This is a genomic window from Streptomyces sp. NBC_00568, assembly GCF_026341855.1.
In the GTDB taxonomy this organism is placed as follows: domain Bacteria; phylum Actinomycetota; class Actinomycetes; order Streptomycetales; family Streptomycetaceae; genus Streptomyces.
In genome coordinates, this window is record NZ_JAPENW010000001.1 from 5397649 (window position 1) to 5419014 (window position 21366).

Here is a 21366-nt window from a genome sequence, read left to right on the forward strand (position 1 = left end):
ACATAGGGGGACAAGACGATGACGGCCGAGCTGGTCAGGGGGCAGAACCACCCGCTCTCCCAGGTCCGTCTCGAGGTCCGTGTCTCGGCCGGGAAGCCGATCGTGGCAGGGGCCACGCTCAGCGACGAGCAGGGCAGGGTCCGAGGCGTCGAGTGGGTGGCCCATCCGGGCGCGCCCACGCTGCCCGGACTCGAGGTCTCCAAGCAGGCGGCGGCCGATCACCGCCTGGCCTTCGACCTGGACGCCCTGCCGCCGGCCGTGCACCGGGTCAGCGTGCTGCTCGCGCTGCCCACGGGGGTCGGCGGTCCGGTCCGGTTCGGGGCCGTCGCCGCCCCCTTCGTCGCGGTCACCGGCCTCGACGGTTCCGAGGTCGCCAGCTACACCCTCACCGGCCTGGACGCCGAGTCCGCCGTCGTGGCCCTGGAGCTCTACCGCAGGCAGGGCGCCTGGAAGGTCCGCGCGGTCGGCCAGGGCTACGCGGGCGGCCTCGCCGAACTCCTCACCGACCAGGGACTCCCCGAGGCCCGGCAGCTCGCCGGAACCATCAACGAGGCGGTGGCCCAGGGCCTGGCCCGGTCCGTGGCGGCGCCCCCGCCGCGCACGGCGGAGGGGGACCGGTCACGGCAGACGGCCACCTCGGCGCCGGGGCCGGATCAGCCGTACGCCGGGCCCGGACCGCAGGGCGCCCCCGGGAGCGTGACACCGCAGCAGTCCCCGTACGACACGCCCGGTCCGCAGGGAGCCACGGCGCCGCAGACGGGCGGTCCGGTGGGCCCCGCGCAGCCCGACCCCTCCACCGTCACCCAGCCGACGTCACCCACCGTCGGCGGTCCCGTCGACTACAGCCACCCCGGCCGGCAGACCGCCGCCCCGCCGCCACCCCCGCCGACCGCGCCGCCGGCCCAGCCAGGGCAGCCGGCCCAGCCCGTCGCGGGAGACGCGACCGGCTGGTCCATGGAGGAGCGGCTGTACAACCAGGTGTGGGGGATGTTCGAGGACCTGGCCAGGACCGTCGCCGCGTACCGCAGCGCCGTCGACTTCGCCGACTCGCGTATGGAGAAGGAGCTCGACCACGTCCTCTCCGACCCGCGCAGCCGGATCGGCGGGCAGGGCGACGCCGCGCGCGACGCCGCCCGCGCCAAGCACGCACTCCTCGTGGACCAGGCCCGGGCCGCCCTCGACCGGGACCTCGCCCAGCTGACCGCCGAGGCCGAGGTCGTGGAGCCCGCGCTGCCGTTGGCATACGCGAGCTGGGACAACCCCGTCTGGCACGGTTACCGCGTGCCCATGGAGATCCCCATGGCACTGCGCCTCGGCCAGCTGCGTCTGCCCGAGAGCGAGAACCTGAGCATCCCGATGCTGATGCGCCTGCCGCTGGAGCGCGGCCTGTGGATCGACAGCGGTCGCGCCTCCCTGGACGGCACGCTCGCCGACTCCGACCAACTGCGCCGCCTCGCCATGGACACCGCCGTGGCGCACGCCGCCCGGCTGCTCGCCGCGTATCCCGCGGGCGAGTTCACCGTGCACGTCATCGACGCGGCCGGTGCCGGAGCCTCGTCCCTGTCACCTCTGGTGCAGTCCGGGGTGCTCCACAGCCCGCCGGCCGTGGGTGCCGCGGGTGTGGCGGACGTACTGGCCCGGCTCACCGAGCGCGTCGACCTGGTGCAGATGGCGTTGCGCGGGGGCGCGGCCGACTCGCTGCCGCCGGGCCTCGACCCCGCCGAGCAGCTGCTCATCGTCAACGACTTCCCGCACGGCTTCGACGACCGCGCCGTGACCCAGCTCCGCTACCTGGCGGACGAGGGGCCGGCCGTCGGCGTCCATCTGATGATGGTGGCCGACCGCGAGGAGGCAGCCGCGTACGGACCGCTGCTCGACCCTCTCTGGCGGTCGCTGCTGCGGATCACGCCGGTGCCCGACGACCATCTCGCCGACCCGTGGGTCGGACACGCGTGGACGTACGAACCCTCGCTCGTCCCCGCGAACAGTCAGGTGCTCCAGCAGGTCCTCGCCCAGGTGGCGGCGGCCCGCCGGTCCTGGAACCGCTGACTCCGACCTCCTTCGGGCACCCCTGGGCACAGGGGCTCAGGGCGCTTTACCAAGCACCGGTAAAGCGCCCTGACCAGGCAACTTGGTCTTTCTTTTACTAATCCCTTTACCTTCCCTTGGTGGTTCGGGTACTCTTTTTCCATACGGAGGGGAGTACTCCCTACCTGCTGCGGCGTACCCGTCAATACGGATCAGACCAGATCCCGGGGCGTCGACCCGCGGGCTCCGGGCGCACCCAGCGCCCCGGCAGCCGCGGGTGGAAGAGACCTCCGGTAGCGCGACGACGCTGAATCTGCCGTTACGAACTGCCGGAGGCGCAGTGGATGTTTCCCTGACCCTGTGGGTCCTGACCATCGTGGGACTGGCCGCACTGATCGCGGTCGACTTCTTCATCGGCCGCAAGCCGCACGACGTATCGATCAAGGAAGCCGGAATCTGGACCGTCGTCTGGATCGCCCTGGCCGGGCTGTTCGGACTCGGACTGCTCCTCTTCTCCGGCGGTGAGCCGGCCGGAGAGTTCTTCGCCGGATTCATCACCGAGAAGTCGCTGAGTGTCGACAACCTCTTCGTCTTCGTCCTGATCATGGCGAAGTTCGCCGTGCCCTCGAAGTACCAGCAGCGCGTGCTCCTCGTGGGCGTCCTCATAGCCCTGGTCCTGCGCGCGATATTCATCGCCGCGGGAGCCGCGATCATCGCGAACTTCGCGTGGGTCTTCTACATCTTCGGCGCGTTCCTCATCTACACCGCCTGGAAGCTGATCCAGGAGGCACGTGCGGACGAGGAGGACGAGGAGTTCGAGGAGAACAAGCTGCTCAAGGCGGCCGAGCGGCGCTTCGGCGTGGCCGACCGCTATCACGGCACCAAGCTGTGGATCCGGGAGAACGGCAAGCGCGTCATGACGCCGATGCTGGTCGTCATGCTGGCGATCGGCACCACCGACGTGCTCTTCGCGCTCGACTCGATCCCCGCGATCTTCGGCCTGACCCAGGACCCGTACATCGTCTTCACCGCCAACGCGTTCGCGCTGATGGGTCTGCGACAGCTGTACTTCCTCATCGGAGGCCTGCTCAAGAAGCTGGTCCACCTCAGCTACGGCCTCTCGGTCATCCTGGGCTTCATCGGCATCAAACTCGTCCTGCACGCACTCCACGAGTCCGGCGTCCATGTTCCCGAGATCTCCATCCCGGTCTCCCTCGGTGTGATCTGCGCGGTCCTCGTGGTCACCACGATCACGAGCCTGACCGCCACCAGGAAGCAGGCGGCGCGCGAGCGGGCCGAGAGTGCTCCGAAGGAAAGCATCGACGTCTGACCACGTCGAACCGAGGAAAACCAGCCCCGGGAGCGGTGCGTGACGAATGGCCGGCCACCGCTCCCGGTGCTTGCTCGGATCCCGCGCGTCTCCCGCCCGGACGGATCAACTGGCCGCGCTGTGCGGCAGGCCGCCGGCCTTCACGGACTGCGATGTACAGGAGATGACCGAGCTGAAGTAGCCGACCGTTCCCGGGGGCGGACTCGTTCGCCGCGCTTCCGGAGCGAGCCCCGCGCCGCCGGAGTGCGGGTCACGCTCTCGACTGCGACGATCGCGTCATGATCGTTCGGCTCCGGGCACTCGCTGGGCAGTGGACCGCCGTGGTGCCCGTGATCGCGGTGGTGCTGCTGGCCTTCACCTGGGGGCGCGACCTGCCCGCCGCGATGGTCGCCCTGGTGACATTGGTGCTCGCGGGCTCCGTGCTCGCCGCGGTGCATCACGCCGAGGTGGTCGCCCACCGGGTGGGTGAACCCTTCGGTTCCCTCGTCCTCGCCATCGCGGTCACGATCATCGAAGTCGCCCTCATCGTCACCCTGATGGCGGACGGCGGCGACAAGAGCTCGACACTGGCCCGCGACACCGTGTTCGCGGCCGTGATGATCACCTGCAACGGCATCGTCGGGGTGTGTCTGCTCGTCGCCTCACTGCGCCACGGGCTCGCCGTCTTCAACGCGGAGGGCACCGGAGCCGCCCTGGCGACCGTCGCCACACTGGCCACACTCAGCCTCGTCTTCCCGACCTTCACCACGAGCAAGCCGGGCCCGGAGTTCTCCACCGCGCAGCTCACCTTCGCCGCACTCGCCTCCCTGGTCCTGTACGCCCTGTTCGTGACGACCCAGACCGTCCGGCACCGGGACTACTTCCTGCCGATCACCCGGCACGGCCAGGTCATCGACGCGGACGACCACGCCGACGCCCCGACCGCTCGCATGGCCGGAATCAGCCTGGGACTGCTCGGTCTGGCCCTGGTCGGTGTGGTCGGCCTGGCCAAGGGGGTGTCGCCCACCATCGAGTCCGGGGTCGAGGCGGCCGGTATGCCGCACTCCGTGGTCGGTGTGATCATCGCGTTGCTCGTGCTGCTCCCCGAGACCATCGCGGCCCTGCGGTCCGCCCGCCGCGACCGGGTGCAGACCAGTCTGAACCTCGCCCTCGGCTCCGCGATGGCCAGCATCGGACTGACCATCCCCGCGGTCGCCCTGGCCTCTCTCTGGCTGTCGGGACCACTCGTTCTCGGCCTCGGACCGACCGAGATGGTTCTGCTCGCACTGACCGTGGTGGTGAGCGCTCTGACCATCGTTCCCGGGCGGGCCACCCCGCTCCAGGGAGGCGTCCATCTGGTCGTGTTCGCCGCCTATCTGGAGCTGGCCGTCAACCCCTGACCAAGTCACTCGGCGGCTCGTACGACCGCCAGGCGAGGCACCGGCCGGGTCTCCGGGAGCAGCGCGAAGCACCCCAGGCTCAGCAGCGCGATCCCCGTCAGATAGGCGGCCACGCCCCACGGCACGCCTTCCCCGCTCGCCACCGCCGTCGCCACGATCGGGGTGAGCGCGCCCCCGAGGACCCCGCCCAGGTTGTATCCGACGGCCGCGCCCGTGCAGCGTACCCGCGGCTCGTACAGCTCCGGCAGATACGCGGCGATCACCGCGAACATGGTGATGAACGCGATGAGCGCCACCAGGAATCCGAGGAACATCAGCAGGGGTTCGCCGGTCGACAGCAGTCCGATCATCGGGAACATCCACAGCGCGGCCCCCGCACAGCCCGCCATGCACAGCGGCCGCCGGCCGTAGCGGTCTCCCAGCAGGGCCACCAGGGGCGTCAGACATCCCTTCACCACCACGGCGGCCATGATGCAGGTCAGCATGACGGTGCGGCTCACGTCGAGCCGTTCGACGCCGTAGGCGAGCGCCCAGGTCGTCACCGCGTAGAACACGGCGTATCCGACGGCGAGTCCGCCGGCCGTCAGCAGGACGAGCCTCCAGTGGCCGCGGACCACCTCGGCGAGCGGCACGCGCGCGTGGTCCCCCATCTCCAGGAACCGCGGGCTCTCCGCGAGCGAACTGCGCAGCCACAGCCCCGCCGCCGCGAGCACTCCCGCCGCCCAGAACGGCACCCGCCACCCCCACGCCGCGAACTGCGCGTCGGACAGCGTCGCCGACAGGGCCAGCATCACGCCGTTGGCCAGCACGAACCCGAGGGACGGGCCGATCTGGGGAAAGCTCGACCACAGCCCGCGCCGCTCGGCGGGCGCGTGTTCGACCGTCAGCAGCACGGCCCCTCCCCACTCGCCGCCGAGTCCGAGCCCCTGCAGAAAGCGCAGCACCAGAAGAAGCACGGGAGCGGCGACACCGATGCGGTCGTACGTCGGAACACAGCCGACGGCGACGGTCGCCGCGCCGGTCAGCAGCAGCGAGGCCACCAGAACGGGCCGCCGCCCGCGCCGGTCCCCGATGTGCCCGAACAACACCGAGCCCAGCGGACGGGCGACGAATCCGACGCCGAACGTCGCGAAGGCGGCCAGCGTCCCCGCCAGCGGCGAGAAGGTCGGGAAGAACAGCGGCCCGAGAACCAGCGCGGTCGCGGTCCCGTAGACGAAGAAGTCGTAGAACTCGATGGCGGTCCCGGCGAGCGAGGCGGCCGCGAGCCGCAGCATGGAGGGTGCCCTTACGGTGCGTACGTCGTGCATGCCGGGTCAACTACCCACAGTGACCGGCGGTTACGGGGGCGCGCGGGAGTGCGGCGTGCGTCAGTAGGTGACTGTGATGCGCCGGGCCGGGCCGTCGACGCGGATGAGCCCTCCATAGGGGATGACGATCTGCGGATCGGTGTGACCGAAGTCCACATCGAAGACGACCATCGTGTCCGGGGCATACACATCGATGGCCCGGAGCACCGCTTCGCGCTGGTCGCGCGCGTAATGGGCCCTGGCCTCCGGTTCAAGAGGTTGCTCGAACGACCACGCCTTCGGGCGGCCCATGAGGAGCGCCGGGAAGCGTCGCAGCAGGCCGCGCTCGCCCATGCTGCGCAGGATCCAGAAGACGTCGTCCGCCCTGGGCATGTCCTCCGAGGTCTCCAGGAACAGGACGTGACCGTCGTACACGGAAGGGTCCCGGGCGATCTCGCGGTCGGCCATCAGCAGCCAGGACAGGATCTCGATGTTGCCGCCCCAGGAGCGGCCCTCGACCACCCGGTCGGGGCGGAGCCAGGTCCAGCCGGCGCCCGGTTCGGTCCGCGGCTCGGAGACGAAGCTCTCCGGCTTCTCCCAGGGCGCGTCGACCTCGCGGAAGCGGTCGGCGGGGCGCAGTTCGTACGGCCCGGAGGTGAACAGGGCGGCCCGCAGCGACTCCGCGGTCAGGGGGTCCATGGCGCCGGGCCGGCCGAGCTCGCACATCACCGTCGCGCCGTGATAGCCGACGATTCCGGCGTTCCAGAGGTGCACGAGCAGGTTCGTGTTGTCGCTCATGCCGAAGAACGGCTTCGGGTTCGCGCGGATCAAGTCCCGGTCCAGCAGCGGCAGCACGGTGATCTGGTCGTCGCCCCCGATGGACGCGATGACCGCCTTGACGGTCGGATCGGCGAACGCCGCGTGGATGTCGTCGGCCCGCTCCTGCGGCGTCGAGCCCATCTTCCGGGTCGTCGGATACTCGACCGGCTCGAGGCCGTACTCCTTGCGCAGCCGCTCAAGGCCCAGCTCGTACGGGAGCGGGAGGAGGCCGGGCAGCCCGCTGGACGGCGAGATCACGGCGATCCGGTCGCCGGGCACGGGCTTGGGAGGGTACGCGGGCGTCGTCATGGCGAGAGCGTACGAGCCGTCACCCTTTCGCCGCATCGTGATAAACCGGGTCCGAGCAGCGGTCCTTGACGGGCCGGAAGACCTGAAGGACCGGAGGAAACGTGCCCCGCACCCTCGCCAACGCCCCGATCATGATTCTCAACGGACCCAACCTGAACCTCCTCGGGCAGCGGCAGCCGGAGATCTACGGTTCCGACACGCTCGCGGACGTGGAGGCGCTGTGCGCCAAGGCGGCGGCCGCGCACGGGGGCACGGTGGACTTCCGGCAGTCCAACCACGAGGGCGAGCTGGTGGACTGGATCCACGAGGCCCGCCAGAATCACGCGGGGATCGTCATCAACCCGGCCGCCTACTCGCACACGTCCGTCGCCATCCTGGATGCGCTCAACACCTGCGACGGACTTCCCGTGGTGGAGGTCCATATCTCCAACATCCACCAGCGCGAGGAGTTCCGGCACCACTCGTATGTCTCGCTGCGGGCCGACGGGGTCATCGCGGGCTGTGGCGTGCAGGGGTACGCGTTCGCGGTGGAGCGGGTCGCGGCGCTCGCGGGCACGGGGCGGGCGGACACCTGACCGCCGCAGGCGGGGCGTCCGCCCGCGCCGAGGAGCGGGATTCCGCCCGAGGCCTCGGACGCCCGGGCGTCACAGACGCCCCGCCTCCACGATCCGCTTGAGGAAGCGTCGCGTGCGCTCCTGCTGAGGGTCCCCGAAGACCTGCTCGGCCGTGCCGCGTTCCAGGATCACACCGCCGTCCAGGAAGCAGACCTGGTCCGCGACCTCGCGGGCGAAGCCCATCTCGTGCGTGGCCAGGACCATGGTCATGCCGTCCTCCTTCACATCACGGACGACATTGAGGACCTCGCCCACCAGTTCGGGGTCCAGGGCGGCGGTGATCTCGTCCAGGAGAAGCAGCTTGGGGCGCACGGCCAAGGCGCGGACGATCGCGGCCCGTTGCTGCTGGCCACCGCTCAACCGGTCCGGGTACTCGTCCGCCTTGGCACCGAGCCCGAGCCGTTCCAGCAGCTCACGCGCGTGCGCCTCGGCGTCAGCGCGGCCCACGCCGTGCACCCGGCGCGGGGCGAGGGTGATGTTCTCCAGGACGGTCATGTGCGGGAAGAGGTTGTAGGCCTGGAAGACGACGCCGATCCGCCGGCGCACCGCGTCCTGGTCGGCCCGCGGGTCGGTGATCTCCTCGCCGTCCAGCCAGATCGCGCCGTCGTCGATCTCCTCCAGGAGGTTGGCGCAGCGCAGCAGGGTGGACTTGCCGGAGCCGGACGCGCCGATCAGCGTGGTGACCGTGTGCGGGGCGACCTCCAGATCGACGTCCCGCAGCACGAGCGAATCGCCGAAGGTCTTGCGGACGGACTCCATCCGCAGCATCGGACCGTCGGGAACGGTGGCCTTGCTCATACGGTGCCTCCCTGGCTGCGGCGCCGGTCCATACGGGCGGTGACCCAGTCGGTGAAGCGCGTCATGGGGATGGTCAGCGCCACGAAGAGCAGCGCCGCGACGATGTACGCCGTGTAGTTGAGGCTGCGGCCCACGATGATGTCCGCGGAGCGCATCGCCTCCACCGCGCCGCCGATCGAGACGAGGCTGGTGTCCTTCTGCAGGGACACCATGTCGTTGAGGAGCGGCGGGACCTGACGGCGTACGGCCTGCGGCAGCACCACATGGCGCAGGGTCTGCCGGGTCGTGAGGCCCAGCGAACGAGCCGCTGCCCGTTGCGAGGGGTGCACGGACTCGATGCCGGCGCGGACGACTTCGGCGACGTACGCCGAGTACGTCAGCACCAGGCCCGTCCCGCCGAGCAGGACGGGGTCGTTGGTGACGCCCTGCAACTGGAGCGCCGGTACGCCGAACACGACGATCGACAGACAGATGATCAGCGGCAGACCGCGGAAGAAGTCGGTGTACGCCGTGGCGAGGGCGCGCACCGGCCAGTACATGGGCCCCCGCAGCGTGCGCGCCACGGCTATCAGGGTGCCGAGCACCAACACCACGACACCGCACACGACGAACAGCCGGAGGTTCAGCCACAGGCCTTCGAGGACCTTCGGGAAGGCCTCACGCGCGAACGACGGGTCGAAGAACGTCTCCTTCGTGCGCGGCCAGCCCGGCGCGTCGACGACGACGAGGTACAGCACCACGGCCGTGGCGAGCGTGGAGAGGGCGGCGACGGCGGCGGAACGGCGGGCCCGCCCGCGCCGGTGGCGCTCGCGCTCGATCCTGCGCCGCGACGGGACGTACGCGTCGCGCCCGCCGGGCCTGTCCCCTTCGGGCATCTCCCCTTCGGCGGCTTCCTCTCCCGACTCCTCCTTCATCGCCGTCACTTGAGCACCGGGGCGTCGACGGCCTCGGACAGCCACTGCTCCTCGATCTTGGCGAGCGTGCCGTCCGCGCGCAGGGTGTCCACGGCCTTCGTCACGCAGGAGGTCAGTGCGCTGCCCTTGTCCAGGACGAGCCCGAACTGCTCGGGCGTACCGCCCCGGTTCTCGAACTGACCGACGATCCTCGCGTCGGTCACCTCGGCGGCCGTGATGTAGAAGGCGGTCGGCAGATCGGTGACGATGGCGTCCACCTGACCGTTCTTCAGCGCCGACTTGGCCTGGTCGTTCTTCGCGTACGCGGCCGGCTCCCGGTCCGGCTTCACCACGTCGTCGATGTAGTTCAGGCTGGTGGTGCCGACCTGGGCGCCCAGCTTCAGACCCTTGAGGTCCGCGAGGCTCGTCGCCTTCGCGGCCTTGGAGCTCTTCAGCGCGATCACGGCCTGGCGCACGTCGTAGTAACCGGACGAGAAGTCCACGGCCTTCTTGCGCTCGGCGCTGATCGACACCTGGTTGATGTCGAAGTCGAAGGTCTTCGCACCGGGCGCGAAGGCCTTGTTGAAGGGCACGCTCTGCCAGACGACATCACCGTCGGCGTAGCCGAGCTGCCGCGCCACGGCGTACGCCACCGCCGACTCGAAGCCCTTCTTGTTGGCGGGCTTGTCGTCCTTGAACCACGGCTCGTACGCGGGTTCGTCGGTGGCGACCGTGAGTTTGCCGTCGGTCCGCGTGCTCAACGAGCCCTTGGCGCAGGTCTCGGCGGTGCTCCCGGAAGCCTTGCCGGACGCCTTCTCCTCCGGCTGCGGTGCGCAGCCCACGGCGAGGGCGAGGAGGGCGACGGTTCCGGCGGACGCGGCACGGCGCAGGGCGCGTTGGGGTCGATGCATGGCGGGAGAGTGGCAGCGAACCCCGCCGTTTGTCCAGGTCACAGCGGTAATTGTCCGCATGGTGGGAACGTGTGTTGCAGTCCCGTGAACACTTCCGCCACAGCCGCCCCACGCACGCGATCCTGCCGTCTGTCGCGGGGGCGGAAGGGCTGGGCCGGGGCCGCCGGCCGAGGGCGGGGATCGACGGGCCGGCGGCCCTGCCGCGCAGGAGCCGTCATCCCGCGCGGGGCCGCTTCCAGTGGACTGCACCAGTGCGGGATCGGGGGAGCGCGCGCGTGAGACCGGCGCGTGCGCTCGGTTCACACGGGGCGCGCACGTGAGGCGTCACGCCCCGCGTGCCGCCCCGCGTTCGCGTTCACCAGCCCCGTGCGCGCCACTCCGGCAGATGGGGCCGCTCGGCACCCAGCGTCGTGTCGTTGCCGTGGCCGGGGTAGTCCCATGTCTCGTCCGGCAGTACGTCGAAGATCCGGGTCTCCACGTCGTGGAGGAGACGGGCGAAGGCCTCCGGGTCCTTGCGCGTGTTGCCCACCCCGCCGGGGAACCACAGGTCCTGGAGCAACACATCACCCACGGCCGTTCATGATCGCGGCTGTGGTGATTCTCCGTGGCTTTGGCACGGAAAGTGATCCAGACCCCCGGTTCAGCGACCGCCGACAGGGGAATTCGCGCCTCTGGGCCACTCGACCCCGATTGTGCGGGAGTGCAGCGCGAAGCGCCCGTCCCTCCGGGGTAGCCGGGGGCGGGCGCTTGCCTGGGGGATCACTACTGGAGCTTCAGGCCCTCGGGTGAGGTGAGGCCCTTGTCGGGGTGGGCGCGGAACGTCGCCGTCCACGTGGTGGGCGGGCACGTCGTGCCGTTGGGGTGCTGCTCCGTCAGTTTGGCCCGAGTGCTGTCCTCGACGACCGTGTCACCGCTTTTCACGGACGTCACGGTGACCCGCACCGGAACGGTGGACGCACCGACGTCGTCGCGGAGTTGGACCGGCAGCGTGGCGAACGGGTCGTCGGGACTGCCCGATGCCCGATCCTTCTGCGCCTCGGTGGCCACGGTGTCGGGCTTGGTGCCGTCCTCCGTGTCCTCGGCGGGCTGCCCGCTGCCTTCGTCGGCGGGGGCTTGAGCCACCTGGATCGGGGCGGACGCCTCGTCGGCCGAGGCAGCCTCCACGACCGGCGCGACCAGGTCACCTGTCGGCGGGTCGATGTAGGACGGGGCGAAGGCGTCGGGGCTCTCCGCCGTGCGGGCCTCGGCCTGCTCCAGGGCATAGGCCTGGGCGGGTTCCGACTCCTGCATGTCGTCGTCCGTGCCCCCCTCGATGACCTCGACGCGGTCGACGATCGCCGAGACCGGTTCGGCCTCCGGCGGGGCGTACGACCCGCTGAAGCGGGCCCCGATCTGCCGGCCGGCGCTGCCGGACAGGGAGGAGGTGTCCCACAGCAGCTTCGGTGCCGAGCCGCTGCTGAGCGGCACCGGCCAGGTGACGGTGGTGCCGTCGGCGCGGGTGACCTGGGAGGCCGGGATGACCTGCCACGGGTCGGCGGAAGTTGCCCGGTGGAGGAAGGTGACGTCCGTCAGCGAGGCCGGGACGCTGACTGCGAGATCGCCCGAGCCGATGAGCACCTCGCCGTTGGCGGGTGCGGTCACGGCGGCCCGTCCGACGTGGAAGGCGCGCTTGGTCTCGGCCGAGACGTTGCCGGCCCGGTCGGTGGCGGTGAGCTGGTGGCTTCCTTCGGTGGTTGGGGTGATCGGCAGCGCCACCGGGCCGCCGGTGGTGGTGACGGTCTGCGCGGTGCCGCCGTCGACCGCGTACGTCAGGCTGCGGGTGTCGGTGCCGTCGGGGGCAGGGTGAACGTCCCGGTCACCTGTGCTCCGTCGGCCCAGGCGTCCGACGGGTAGGCCGCGGAGGTCACGGCCGGGGCGCCGGGCGCGGTGGTGTCGACGTTGAAGCCGCGGTGATGGGTCGTCGACCACAGCCCCGCCTTGTCCTTGGCGGTCGCGTGCACCCACCAGGTGCCGTCTGTGCGCCCGGACCAGTTCACGCCGGCCGTCGCCTGCGTGACGGTGGTTCCGGCAGCGGTCGTGGGGCTCTGGTCGAGACTGGCCGTCGCGGTACCGGGCTTGGAGTTGTAGGTGACCGTCAGGGAGGACTCGTAGGTGGCATTGTGCGAGCCGTCAGTCTGGTTCGCCGAGTAGTAGCGGCGCCAGGTCAGCGGGTCCGTCTCGTCGACGGCCGCGATCCGCACACCGTAGTTCGGCTGGCCATCGGCCCAGGCTTGGAGGATCCCGTCGATGTCCCGGGACGTGCCCGGCCGGGCAGCTGGAGTTGTAGCCCTTGGCCGCGGTGGAGGTCACGGCACCGGTCGACGTGGTCGTCGGCTGCTCGGCCCAGGTGATGGCCGACGAGTCCCAGGCCGAGGTGATACGGCGTACCTGATTGCCGGCGCCGCTGGTGCTGCACGTGGGCGAGTAGTACGAGTACAGGCGCAGGTCCGTGTCCAGGATGTGCTTGCCGGCGTACTTCGCCACGTCGAACTTCAGGTACGAGCGGGCCTTCTCGGTGCCGTTGTAGGTACCGGCCTTCAGCTCGGTCGAGCCGCGCTGCGAGGTGAGGTGGTCGTCGTACTGGACCCAGGTGTCGGTCACCGGGCCGAGCAGGGAGTCGGTCGGATCGATGGTGACCGGGTACTCCAGAGCGGGGTCAAGCAGCCTGACGTCAGCTGGCGGCCCGTCGGCGCGACGCCCAGGCACGCCGCCGAACTTCCTGCCGCATGCCTGGCTTGGCAGCCGCACCCGGACTGCGGTCGTCAAGGTCCAGGACGGGTTTCCCTGCTCACCGCCCGCCCCGACTTCGCAGTCAACGCCGTCGCCCCTTCTTGTGCCGCCCAACGGGACAACAGACACCGCACGCAGACGTATCCGCGGGATCCGCACACGCCTCGCCGCGCCGGGCCCGGGGTGCTGCGCAGCGGGGTGGTGCTTCAGGTGCTGTCGTCGAAGGCGGAGTGTCATACGGAGTTGTCGGAGGTGCCTCGCTCTACGAGGTGGAGGCACCCCCGGCCTGACGAACGGTCCGGGGGAGTGCTCGTCAATGGATTCCCGGCAGGTATGGATCCGATTGTGTCCGCGATGCCAGGGAGCGACGGAAAGCAAGTTCCCACCCGTTGGCGCACCACCACGACAACTACTCACGTACTCAAGTACGCGTACTCATGTGCGGCCGCAGGGCACCCTCGAAGATGTGCTCATGGCGCGAACCTCCGGTGAGGAAACGGCGAATGCCCACCTCCGAAGAGGTGCGTTGCGGCCTTCTCCTCCCCCGCTCGTGGCGGGCCCGGCATCCAGTCGTCGCCCTGTTCGCCACAGCTGCTCCTCAGGGGCAGAGCGCCCGGGCCAGTCGGCCTCCGTACCCCCAAGGGGACTCCCTCTTTGCCGAAAGAGACATGCATGAGTCGCGACCTGCACATACGAGCTGCCACTCCCGAGGACCTGGTCTGGATCCACGAGTTGAGGCACCGTGTGTACGCCCAGGAGCTCGGTCAGCACACGCCGCAACCGGACCGACGGTTGTACGACGCACTGGACGGCGACAACGTCTACCTCGTCGCGGCCCGGGGGCCGGTCCGCATCGGCTTCGTCAGCCTGACCCCGCCGTGGCTGGGCCGCTACGGCTTGGACAAGTACCTGACCCGCGACGAACTGCCGCTGTTGTCCGAGGGGGGACTCTTCGAGGTACGCATCCTCACCGTGGAGCCGCGCTGGCGCGGCACCGCGGTGGCACCACTTCTGATGTACGCGGCCCTGCGCTGGATCTCCTCCCGGGGAGGCCGCACGGTGGTGGCGATGGGCCGCACCGAACTGCTCGGCATGTACCTGGCGGTCGGCCTGCGGCCCGTCGGACGCACCGTCCGCAGCGGTGCGGTGACCTTCGAGGTACTGACGGGCGAGGTGGCCGGGCTGACGCAGGTGGCCGCCACTCGGTATCGCACCGTCCTGGAGCGGTTCGGCTCCGTGGTTGACTGGCAGTTGGACATGGAATGGGCGCCCGGGCCGGACGGCTGTGAACACGGCGGCGCCTCCTTCACCGCTATTGGAACGGACTTTCGCACGTTGCACCGGCGCCACGAGGTCGTCGCTGCCGACGTGCTGGACGCCTGGTTCCCGCCCGCTCCCGGGGCAGGTGCGGCGCTCACGGAAGACCCGGCCTGGTCCGCCAGAACCTCGCCTCCCACCGGCGCCGAGGGCCTGCTGTCGGAACTCGCGAAGGCCCGGGCGCTGCCGGTGGAGACGCTCGTGGCCGGGGCCGGCTCGTCGGACCTGATCTTCAGAGCGTTCGACCGGTGGCTGACCCCGGAGAGCAGGGTGCTTCTGCTGGACCCGGGGTACGGCGAATACGCCCATGTCACCGAGCGCGTGATCGGGTGCCGAGTGGACCGCTTCCGGTTGCACCGGAGGGACGGGTGGCGGATCGACGTCGCCCGGATGGCCTCTGTCGTCGGGGCGGGTCGTTACGACCTGGTGGTCGTGGTCAACCCGAACAACCCGACCGGACGCCACGCATCCGCCGCCGAACTGCGCACCCTGATTGCGGCCGCCCCGGCCGGGACCCGCTGGTGGATCGACGAGGCCTACCTCGGCTACGTGGACCTGGCGGAGTCGCTCGCCCCACTGGCCGCGGTGGACCCGCGGGTCGTGGTCTGCACCTCGCTGTCCAAAATGTACGCGCTGTCCGGCGTGCGGGCGGCCTTCCTGGTGGCCGAACCCGCGACCGCGGCACTGCTGCGCCGGTGGACGCCGCCCTGGGCGGTGAGCCTTCCGGCGCAACTCGCCGCCGTGGCCGCCCTGCGGGACCCCGCGTACTACCGCTCCTGCTGGCTCCGCACCCACACCCTGCGCCGTCAACTGGCCGCCGACCTAGCCCGGGTGGCCGACACCGGCGTGGTCGAAGAGGGCGTTGCGAACTTCCTCAACATCACCCTGCCGTACGACGGACCGAGCGCTGCCCGCCTGGTGCGGGAGTGCCGCCGGCACGACGTCTACCTGCGCGACCTGTCGCCGCTCTCGCCGCAGTACGAAGGGCGCACCGTACGCGTCGCGGTCAGGGACGCGGCGGAGAACGCGCGCATCGTAGCGGCGTACGGAGCCGCGCTGGAGACGCTGCGACCCGGCTCGCTCTCGGGGCAGTCCGCCGGGTCCCCGGCCGATGTCGCCGCCGGCCACGCCCGGTGATCAGCGTCGCCTCCCTCGCGCCCTTCCTCGGCGGGGCCCTGGCGCTCGGCGGGATCGCCGCGGCACTCTCCGGGCGCCGCGAACTGCTGGTCCGTTGGTGTTGCTGGGCGGTCGGAGTGCCCCTGGTCGCCGGAGCGTTCTGGTGGGGCAGCCCGGGGGTGACGGCCCTCTCGCTCGTGGTCGGGGTGGTCGCGGCGATGGAGTTCGGCGGGCTGATGGGTCTGTCCCGGCCGGACAGGGCGGTACTGGCCGCTGCCGTCTCCGGCGTGGTGCTGACCTCCTGGCTGGCCCCCGGACACGAGGTGCGGGCGGTGGCGGTCGGCGCGCTGGCCATCGCCGCGGTCCCGCTGCTGGCCGGTGACTCCACCCACGGTCTGCGCCGGCTCAGGGCCGGTCTGCTCGGGCTGGTCTGGCTGAGCGTGCTCGCCGCCCTGGCACCGCTCGGCGCGACCGCGCTCGCCCTGTTCGTCGCTGTCTCGGTGGGTGACATCGTCGCGTACTTCGCCGGTCAACGGCTGGGCGGGCCACGGCTGTCACCGCTCTCCCCGGCCAAGCGATGGAGCGGAACCCTCTCCGGTGCCGTGGCCGCCCTCGGTGTGCTCGCCGCGCTGTCCGCGCTGAGCCTGCCGATGGCGGTCGCGGTGGCGGTCGGCGCCCCGGCGGGGGACCTCCTCGAATCCATGGTCAAGCGAGGAGCGCAGGCGAAGGACTCCGCTCACTGGCTGGCCGGCTCCGGGGGCCTGCTCGACCGAATCGACTCACTCCTCCTCGCCTTGGCCATCCTTCTCCTCCTGCGCTGACTCACTTGTGTTTTATGGTCTGGCCTGATCGCGTTCGGTGATCGTCTCGGGTCGTTTCACGGTTTTGCCTACGTCATAGAGGGTGGCAGGCCGCCTGTTCTTGGAACCGAGCGGCTTGGACCACACTGGTTGCGTGGTCCAAGCCCACCTGGTCACGGATGGTCGGCTGTCTCGGCTGTGTCGCCTGCCGCGCCAAGCTCGACGGATACCGATGGAGCCGAGAGCGAGAACCGCGCCGGACGCCACCGTCCGTGGGGCATGACGCTCCCCGAGCGCCGACGGGCCTGAACGCGCGTCCGCCCCCGCTCGGTTTCGAAACGGGGGCGGACGTCGTTGGACGGTTACCAGCCCCGTGCGCGCCACTCCGCAAGGTGGGGCCGCTCCGTGCCGAGGGTGGTGTCGTCGCCGTGGCCGGGGTAGATCCACGTCTCGTCGGGCAGGACGTCGAACAGCTTGGTTTCCAGGCCGTCCATCAGGGAGTTGAACTCCTCCGGACATGTTGTCCGGCCAGGGCCGCCCGGGAACCCGCACGTAGGGGGCAACCATGGCCAACTGGAAGATCATCGGCAGCATCATCGGAGGCGTACTGGTCTTCGGCGTCATCGGCAATGCCATCAACTGCAACAACCCGGCCAGCAAGGCCGCGAGTCCGACACCCCGGCCGCTGACAGCAAGCAGAGCGCAGCCGTCGACGACAAGACGCCCGCCGAGAAAGCCACCGTCCTCGACTTCACCGGCTAGTCCGTGAACACAGCCCGCGCCGCCCTCGACGACAGCACCTCGATCACCGTGGAGGACGCGTCCGGCGACGACCTGCTCGTGTTCGGCGAGTCGAACTGGAAGGTGTGCAGCCAGACGCCGGCCGCTGGGACCAAGCTGAACAGGCAGCCCGTTGCGCTGACCGCGGTCAGGTTCGAGGAGGGCTGCTCCTGAACGCGCTGAGGCCCCGGAGTCACCCGCCCCCGGGGCCGCCTCCGTAGACGCTCCGCTACAGGTCACCGAGAACTTCTTTGCGGGCGGCCTCGGCCTTTCGGTTGAGGGCGTTCATCATCGCCGCGATCGTGAACAGCACGCCCAGCGTCAGGAACACCGCCTGCGCGACCCCAGCTCCTACCCGTTCTCCCTCGTCGGCCGGATCTTCTTCTGGCAGGTCGCGGCCCGTCCGGACTGGACTTGGTGGGGCACGGCCTCGATCCTCGGCGCACGCACGATCATGACCGCCAGCCACGTGGTGCCGTGGGGGTTCGTCGAACTGGAAGGCGCTGTTCGTGCCGGCCTGCTACGACGACGCTTCGGTCCACGGAGCGTGGGCCGCCTCGTGGATGACCAACGCCCAGGGATTCAGCAGTCCCTTTCAAGGTGACGACATGGCGGTCATGCGTCTGGACGTTCTACCCGGCAACAGCCTCGGCTTTTCGGGTTCCGGACGTACGCCAGCGACTGGGAGGACCTGAGCGTCCGGACGCTGCCGGGCTACCCGTGGGACAAGGACTCCGGCAACCGGCCCTGGCTACACCTGAACTTCCCGATCATCGACGACGACAACGACGGCTCCGGTGTCGAGCTGGAGTACCAGGCCGACACAGAGGGCGGCCGGAGCGGTGCGCCAGTGTTCGCGTGGTTCAGCGGATCACCCGATGCCGTCGGTACTCACTCCGGAGGCGAAGACAACTTCGGTGAGCCGCGTCAGAACGTTGCCGACGGCGACAATGCGCTGACCAACCAGTTGCACTGGGCGCGTAGCAACTGGCCGTGAATCCCTGTTCTGATTGTCGCCGCGCTCGCTTGGTCTGAGGCCCTCGCAGAGCCATAGGGGTGGTTGGCCCAGCGACTGACTACATGTCGCCCGGCGACATGGTAACCCTGACATATCACCCCACGCCCGACCTGAAAGGTCCCAGCGCATGCGATGCCACAGCCACGGCGGACCGAAGTGCCAATTCATCCCTCCGCACATTCTCAATCACATTGCGAAAGCCACGGGAGTGGACACCAGGGAGCCGCACCCGGCCACCCTGTCGGCGACCGCGAGTGCGCAGTTCCGGGACCAGAGGGCACGGGCTGCCATCGACCTCGCAGCGTTGACGACGCCCCGTCCGGGGAAATCCGACCGCGTGATTCACGACTCCAAGAACCAGTGGGACCTGGCCTTGGCCGTTCAGGTCCGCGGAGAGAGCGACCCGGCAGTCGCCAGCCCCAAGAACGCAAACACGGCATACGACCACGTCGGAGAGGTTCGATCTTTCTACATCGAATCCTTCGGCCGTGACAGCATCGACAACCGAGGCATGAGCATCAACGTCTACGTCAATTTCGGCGTCGACTTCGACAACGCCTTCTGGGACAGCGAGAACATCGTTCTGGGGAACGGCGACGGAATCATCTTCACGGATTTCAGCAAGTCTCCCGACGTCATGGGGCACGAGCTGACGCACGGCGTCGTGCAGTACACCGCCAACCTCGACTACCAGGGCCAGTCCGGAGCCCTGAACGAGCACTTCGCCGATGTGTTCGGGAGCTTGATCGAGCAGCGCATGCGGAAGGAGGACGCTGGGACCGCCAACTGGCTCGTCGGTGACGAGGTGATGGCGGAAGAGCTGTTCGGCGAGGCCCTTCGGTCGATGGCTCACCCCGGCACCGCCTACGACAACCCCATCATGGGGAAGGACCCGCAGCCCGCGCACATGAGCAAGTACTTCCCGGGCCCCGAGGACAACCAAGGCGTACACATCAACAGTGGTATCCCGAACCGGGCGTTCTATCTGGTGGCGTCCGAGATCGGAACCGCCCACGCCGGTCAGATCTGGTACGCGGGGCTGCAGAATCTCTGGTCGACCGCGAAGTTCGAGGACGCGGCCGTTGTGCTCAGCGCGCAGGCGCGAATTCTCGCTCGTGAGAGCAAGGTGCCAAGGCATGCCCCGCAAACGGTGCGATCGGCATTCCGGGATGTCGGAATCATCTAGTCTCGATCGTTCATGAGGGCCCGTCAGCTTACTGACGGGCCCTCATGAACGATCGAGGTCAAATCGTGTGCCGTGGATGGATCGGGATCGGTGACAGCAAATCCCGTTACGCAAGGTAATCGAACGGCGACTTCCTGTTTCTCGCCAGAAAAGAGGGTTCGGACGGATGTGGTTCAATAGGCAAATATCTATGACTCTACGCGTCCGAGGAACTGATCTTGAGTACTGTTTCATCGCCGGATTCACTGTCCTCGTCCGGGGCCCTGGCCGGAACTCTCAACAATAATCACATAAAGATCCAGGCTGCCTGTTGGTCGTGCGACAGCCTGGTGAGAAAGTTCGTGCCGCACAGGAGCCGGTTTCACCAGTATTTCCACTGGAACTGCGACACCTGTGAAGTCGCGTGGGAGGGACCTGGTTCTCAGGCTCAGAGCGTGCCTGAGACCGGACCGCGGAGTGATTTTCCGTAGCGGACCGTTTCTGGGCGGCCCCGCGTAGATGAACAGATCACCAGCCTCGGGATCTCCACTCTGCCAACTGCGGCCTCTCGGCCCCGAGCGTCGTGTCGTTCCCGTGGCCCGGATAGATCCACGTTTCGTCAGGCAGCGGGCCGAACACCTTCTCTTCCAGTCCGTCCAGCAGACTCGTGAAGTCCACCGGATTTGTTGTCCTTCCAGGACCGCCCGGGAAGAGGCAGTCGCCCGTGAACACGTGAGGATGGCCGTGCGGGTCGTCGTAGACGAGGGCGATCGAGCCCGGCGTGTGCCCGACCAGATGGCGCGCGGTGAGTTCCACGTTCCCCACCCTGACCGTGTCGCCGTCATCGAGGGGGACGTCGGTCGGCACCGGGATGCCGTCGGCGTCGTCGCGGCCCGCGTAGGTGCGCGCGCCCGTGGCGGCCACGACCTCGGCGAGCGCCTGCCAGTGGTCGCCGTGCTGATGAGTGGTCACGAGGGACGCGATGCCGTCGTCACCGATCAGGGTGAGCAGCGTCGAGGCGTCGTTCGCCGCGTCGATCAGGAGCTGCTCGTCGGTGGCCCGGCAGCGCAGCAGATAGGCGTTGTTGTCCATCGGACCGACCGCGACCTTGGAGATCATCAGGTCCTGCAGCTCGTGCACGTCGGCAGGGCCGCCGACCTTCACCGCTCCGCTGTACGTCATGACGGCAGCCTATAGCGGAGGAAGGGCCGGAAGCGGACCGCCGTGGACCGTCAGGCCGGTGCCGTCGCGGCGGCCGCAGAGCCAGCCGAGCAGATCGGCCGCCGGGCCCCGCACCGCGATCGGTCCGCCCGCGGCGCCCCCGCCCGTGGTCCACACCCGGCCGTCGCCGGCGTCCAGCGCCGTGGAGGGCACGTCCTTGTGCCCGCCGAAGCGCTCCGCGAGGAAGTCGATCTCCCGGGTCACGAACTCCTCCGGCAGATCCTCGAGCTCGTATCCGATGCCCAGATCCACATGGTGGAGATCGACCTCGACCCACCGCCGGAACGGCACCCGGGCCGCTGAGTCCGTGACCCCGTTGCGCAGCTCCACCGTGCGGGACCAGTCCGCGGGAGCGGCTCCGGTCTCCCCGAAGCGGGCCGCGCTCTCGCGCAGGTCCGCCAGCTGCGCGTCCAGCGGGCGCGGGGCGTCCCGCGCGATGTCGGCGTCCCGGGTGCTCGCCGAGGCGTACATGGGTCGTCCGTCCAGGACGTTCACCAGGGCGTCCGCGTTGCGGGCGAGGTGGGCGAGCACGTGCCCGCGGCTCCAGCCGGGAAGCCGTGACGGCTCGGCCACGGAAGCGTTGTCCAGCTTGGCGACTGCGGTGAGCAGCCGTTCCGTCGCGTCACGTACAGATGCCAGGTCGCGCACATGATCAATCATGAGGCCGACCCTAGCTCTGCCACACGTTCGGGTGAAGGCGGTCGGCCACCCCCGTAAATCGAATGCACGTGCTATACGCTCGGTGGCGGCGTCGGGCATGCTGGACGGTCCGGGATTGTTGTGAACCAGGGAAAGCAACCGGCGCTGTCAGTG

The 21366-nt window shown here is 69.6% G+C and carries 19 protein-coding genes and 2 pseudogenes; 9 read left to right on the top strand and 12 right to left on the bottom strand.

What is annotated here, in order from left to right; all coding sequences use genetic code 11:
* Positions 1-18: 18 nt before the first annotated feature.
* The 3 genes from OOK38_RS23405 (at position 19) to OOK38_RS23415 (ending at position 4737) form a co-directional block, all read left to right on the top strand.
* Positions 19-2049: a TerD family protein gene (locus OOK38_RS23405; RefSeq protein WP_266848788.1), complete on the top strand. Its 2031-nt coding sequence runs from the start codon at positions 19-21 to the stop codon at positions 2047-2049.
* Positions 2050-2368: 319 nt separating this feature from the next.
* Positions 2369-3358: a TerC/Alx family metal homeostasis membrane protein gene (locus tag OOK38_RS23410; RefSeq protein WP_266757501.1), complete on the top strand. Its 990-nt coding sequence runs from the start codon at positions 2369-2371 to the stop codon at positions 3356-3358.
* A 278-nt stretch (positions 3359-3636) separates the two neighbouring features.
* On the top strand, positions 3637-4737 hold the full coding sequence (locus OOK38_RS23415; protein WP_266757499.1) for a calcium:proton antiporter: 1101 nt from the start codon (positions 3637-3639) through the stop codon (positions 4735-4737).
* A gap of 5 nt (positions 4738-4742) precedes the next feature.
* On the opposite strand, the gene OOK38_RS23420 is transcribed toward OOK38_RS23415, so the two are convergent.
* The gene (locus OOK38_RS23420) at positions 4743-6044 is read right to left on the bottom strand and encodes an MFS transporter (RefSeq protein WP_266848790.1); all 1302 of its coding nucleotides are present in this window, start codon (positions 6042-6044) and stop codon (positions 4743-4745) included.
* A gap of 60 nt (positions 6045-6104) precedes the next feature.
* Positions 6105-7151, bottom strand: a complete 1047-nt coding sequence (locus OOK38_RS23425; RefSeq protein WP_266757496.1) for a S66 peptidase family protein — start codon at positions 7149-7151, stop codon at positions 6105-6107.
* 101 nt (positions 7152-7252) lie between these two features.
* Between OOK38_RS23425 and aroQ the strand changes: the two genes are divergently transcribed.
* Entirely contained in the window at positions 7253-7726 is a 474-nt protein-coding gene (gene aroQ / locus OOK38_RS23430; protein WP_266757495.1) for a type II 3-dehydroquinate dehydratase, read from the top strand.
* A 69-nt stretch (positions 7727-7795) separates the two neighbouring features.
* Here the strand turns inward: aroQ and OOK38_RS23435 are convergent, their stop codons facing one another.
* The 7 genes and pseudogenes from OOK38_RS23435 to OOK38_RS23465 form a co-directional block, all read right to left on the bottom strand.
* Positions 7796-8563: an amino acid ABC transporter ATP-binding protein gene (locus tag OOK38_RS23435; protein ID WP_266757494.1), complete on the bottom strand. Its 768-nt coding sequence runs from the start codon at positions 8561-8563 to the stop codon at positions 7796-7798.
* The gene (locus OOK38_RS23440) at positions 8560-9486 is read right to left on the bottom strand and encodes an amino acid ABC transporter permease (protein ID WP_266757493.1); all 927 of its coding nucleotides are present in this window, start codon (positions 9484-9486) and stop codon (positions 8560-8562) included. The genes OOK38_RS23435 and OOK38_RS23440 overlap by 4 nt, the downstream gene beginning before the upstream one ends.
* Complete coding sequence (locus tag OOK38_RS23445; protein WP_266757492.1) at positions 9483-10367, bottom strand: ABC transporter substrate-binding protein; 885 nt, start codon at positions 10365-10367, stop codon at positions 9483-9485. The genes OOK38_RS23440 and OOK38_RS23445 overlap by 4 nt, the downstream gene beginning before the upstream one ends.
* A gap of 355 nt (positions 10368-10722) precedes the next feature.
* Positions 10723-10908 (bottom strand): annotated as a pseudogene (locus tag OOK38_RS23450) (MBL fold metallo-hydrolase); the annotation flags it as partial.
* Between the two features lie 221 nt (positions 10909-11129).
* On the bottom strand, positions 11130-12122 hold the full coding sequence (locus OOK38_RS23455) for a hypothetical protein (protein WP_266757491.1): 993 nt from the start codon (positions 12120-12122) through the stop codon (positions 11130-11132).
* 53 nt (positions 12123-12175) lie between these two features.
* Positions 12176-12607 carry a hypothetical protein gene (locus OOK38_RS23460; protein WP_266757490.1) on the bottom strand — a complete coding sequence of 144 codons (432 nt, stop codon included), beginning with the start codon at positions 12605-12607 and terminating at the stop codon, positions 12176-12178.
* Positions 12537-13112: a DNRLRE domain-containing protein gene (locus OOK38_RS23465; protein WP_266757489.1), complete on the bottom strand. Its 576-nt coding sequence runs from the start codon at positions 13110-13112 to the stop codon at positions 12537-12539. Before OOK38_RS23465 ends, OOK38_RS23460 begins: the two co-directional genes overlap by 71 nt.
* A 696-nt stretch (positions 13113-13808) precedes the next feature.
* On the opposite strand from OOK38_RS23465, the gene OOK38_RS23470 reads away from it, so the two are divergent.
* The gene (locus OOK38_RS23470; RefSeq protein WP_266757488.1) at positions 13809-15590 is read left to right on the top strand and encodes a histidinol-phosphate transaminase; all 1782 of its coding nucleotides are present in this window, start codon (positions 13809-13811) and stop codon (positions 15588-15590) included.
* The gene (locus tag OOK38_RS23475) at positions 15587-16390 is read left to right on the top strand and encodes a phosphatidate cytidylyltransferase (RefSeq protein ID WP_266757487.1); all 804 of its coding nucleotides are present in this window, start codon (positions 15587-15589) and stop codon (positions 16388-16390) included. The genes OOK38_RS23470 and OOK38_RS23475 overlap by 4 nt, the downstream gene beginning before the upstream one ends.
* Positions 16391-16731: 341 nt before the next feature.
* Here OOK38_RS23475 and OOK38_RS23480 read toward each other — a convergent pair.
* A pseudogene (locus OOK38_RS23480) lies at positions 16732-16920 on the bottom strand (MBL fold metallo-hydrolase); the annotation flags it as partial.
* Positions 16921-16934: 14 nt separating this feature from the next.
* Here OOK38_RS23480 and OOK38_RS23485 point away from each other — a divergent pair.
* From OOK38_RS23485 to OOK38_RS23495, 3 genes are all read left to right on the top strand, one after another.
* The gene (locus OOK38_RS23485; RefSeq protein WP_266757486.1) at positions 16935-17138 is read left to right on the top strand and encodes a hypothetical protein; all 204 of its coding nucleotides are present in this window, start codon (positions 16935-16937) and stop codon (positions 17136-17138) included.
* Entirely contained in the window at positions 17135-17323 is a 189-nt protein-coding gene (locus OOK38_RS23490) for a hypothetical protein (protein ID WP_266757485.1), read from the top strand. The genes OOK38_RS23485 and OOK38_RS23490 overlap by 4 nt, the downstream gene beginning before the upstream one ends.
* 1052 nt (positions 17324-18375) lie before the next feature.
* Positions 18376-19353, top strand: a complete 978-nt coding sequence (locus OOK38_RS23495; RefSeq protein ID WP_266757484.1) for a M4 family metallopeptidase — start codon at positions 18376-18378, stop codon at positions 19351-19353.
* Between the two features lie 507 nt (positions 19354-19860).
* Here the strand turns inward: OOK38_RS23495 and OOK38_RS23500 are convergent.
* Together OOK38_RS23500 and OOK38_RS23505 are read right to left on the bottom strand one after the other, a co-directional pair.
* A complete protein-coding gene (locus tag OOK38_RS23500; RefSeq protein WP_266757483.1) occupies positions 19861-20514 on the bottom strand; it encodes an MBL fold metallo-hydrolase in 654 nt (217 codons plus the stop codon).
* 9 nt (positions 20515-20523) lie between these two features.
* The gene (locus OOK38_RS23505) at positions 20524-21213 is read right to left on the bottom strand and encodes a maleylpyruvate isomerase family mycothiol-dependent enzyme (RefSeq protein WP_266757482.1); all 690 of its coding nucleotides are present in this window, start codon (positions 21211-21213) and stop codon (positions 20524-20526) included.
* Positions 21214-21366 lie beyond the last annotated feature (153 nt).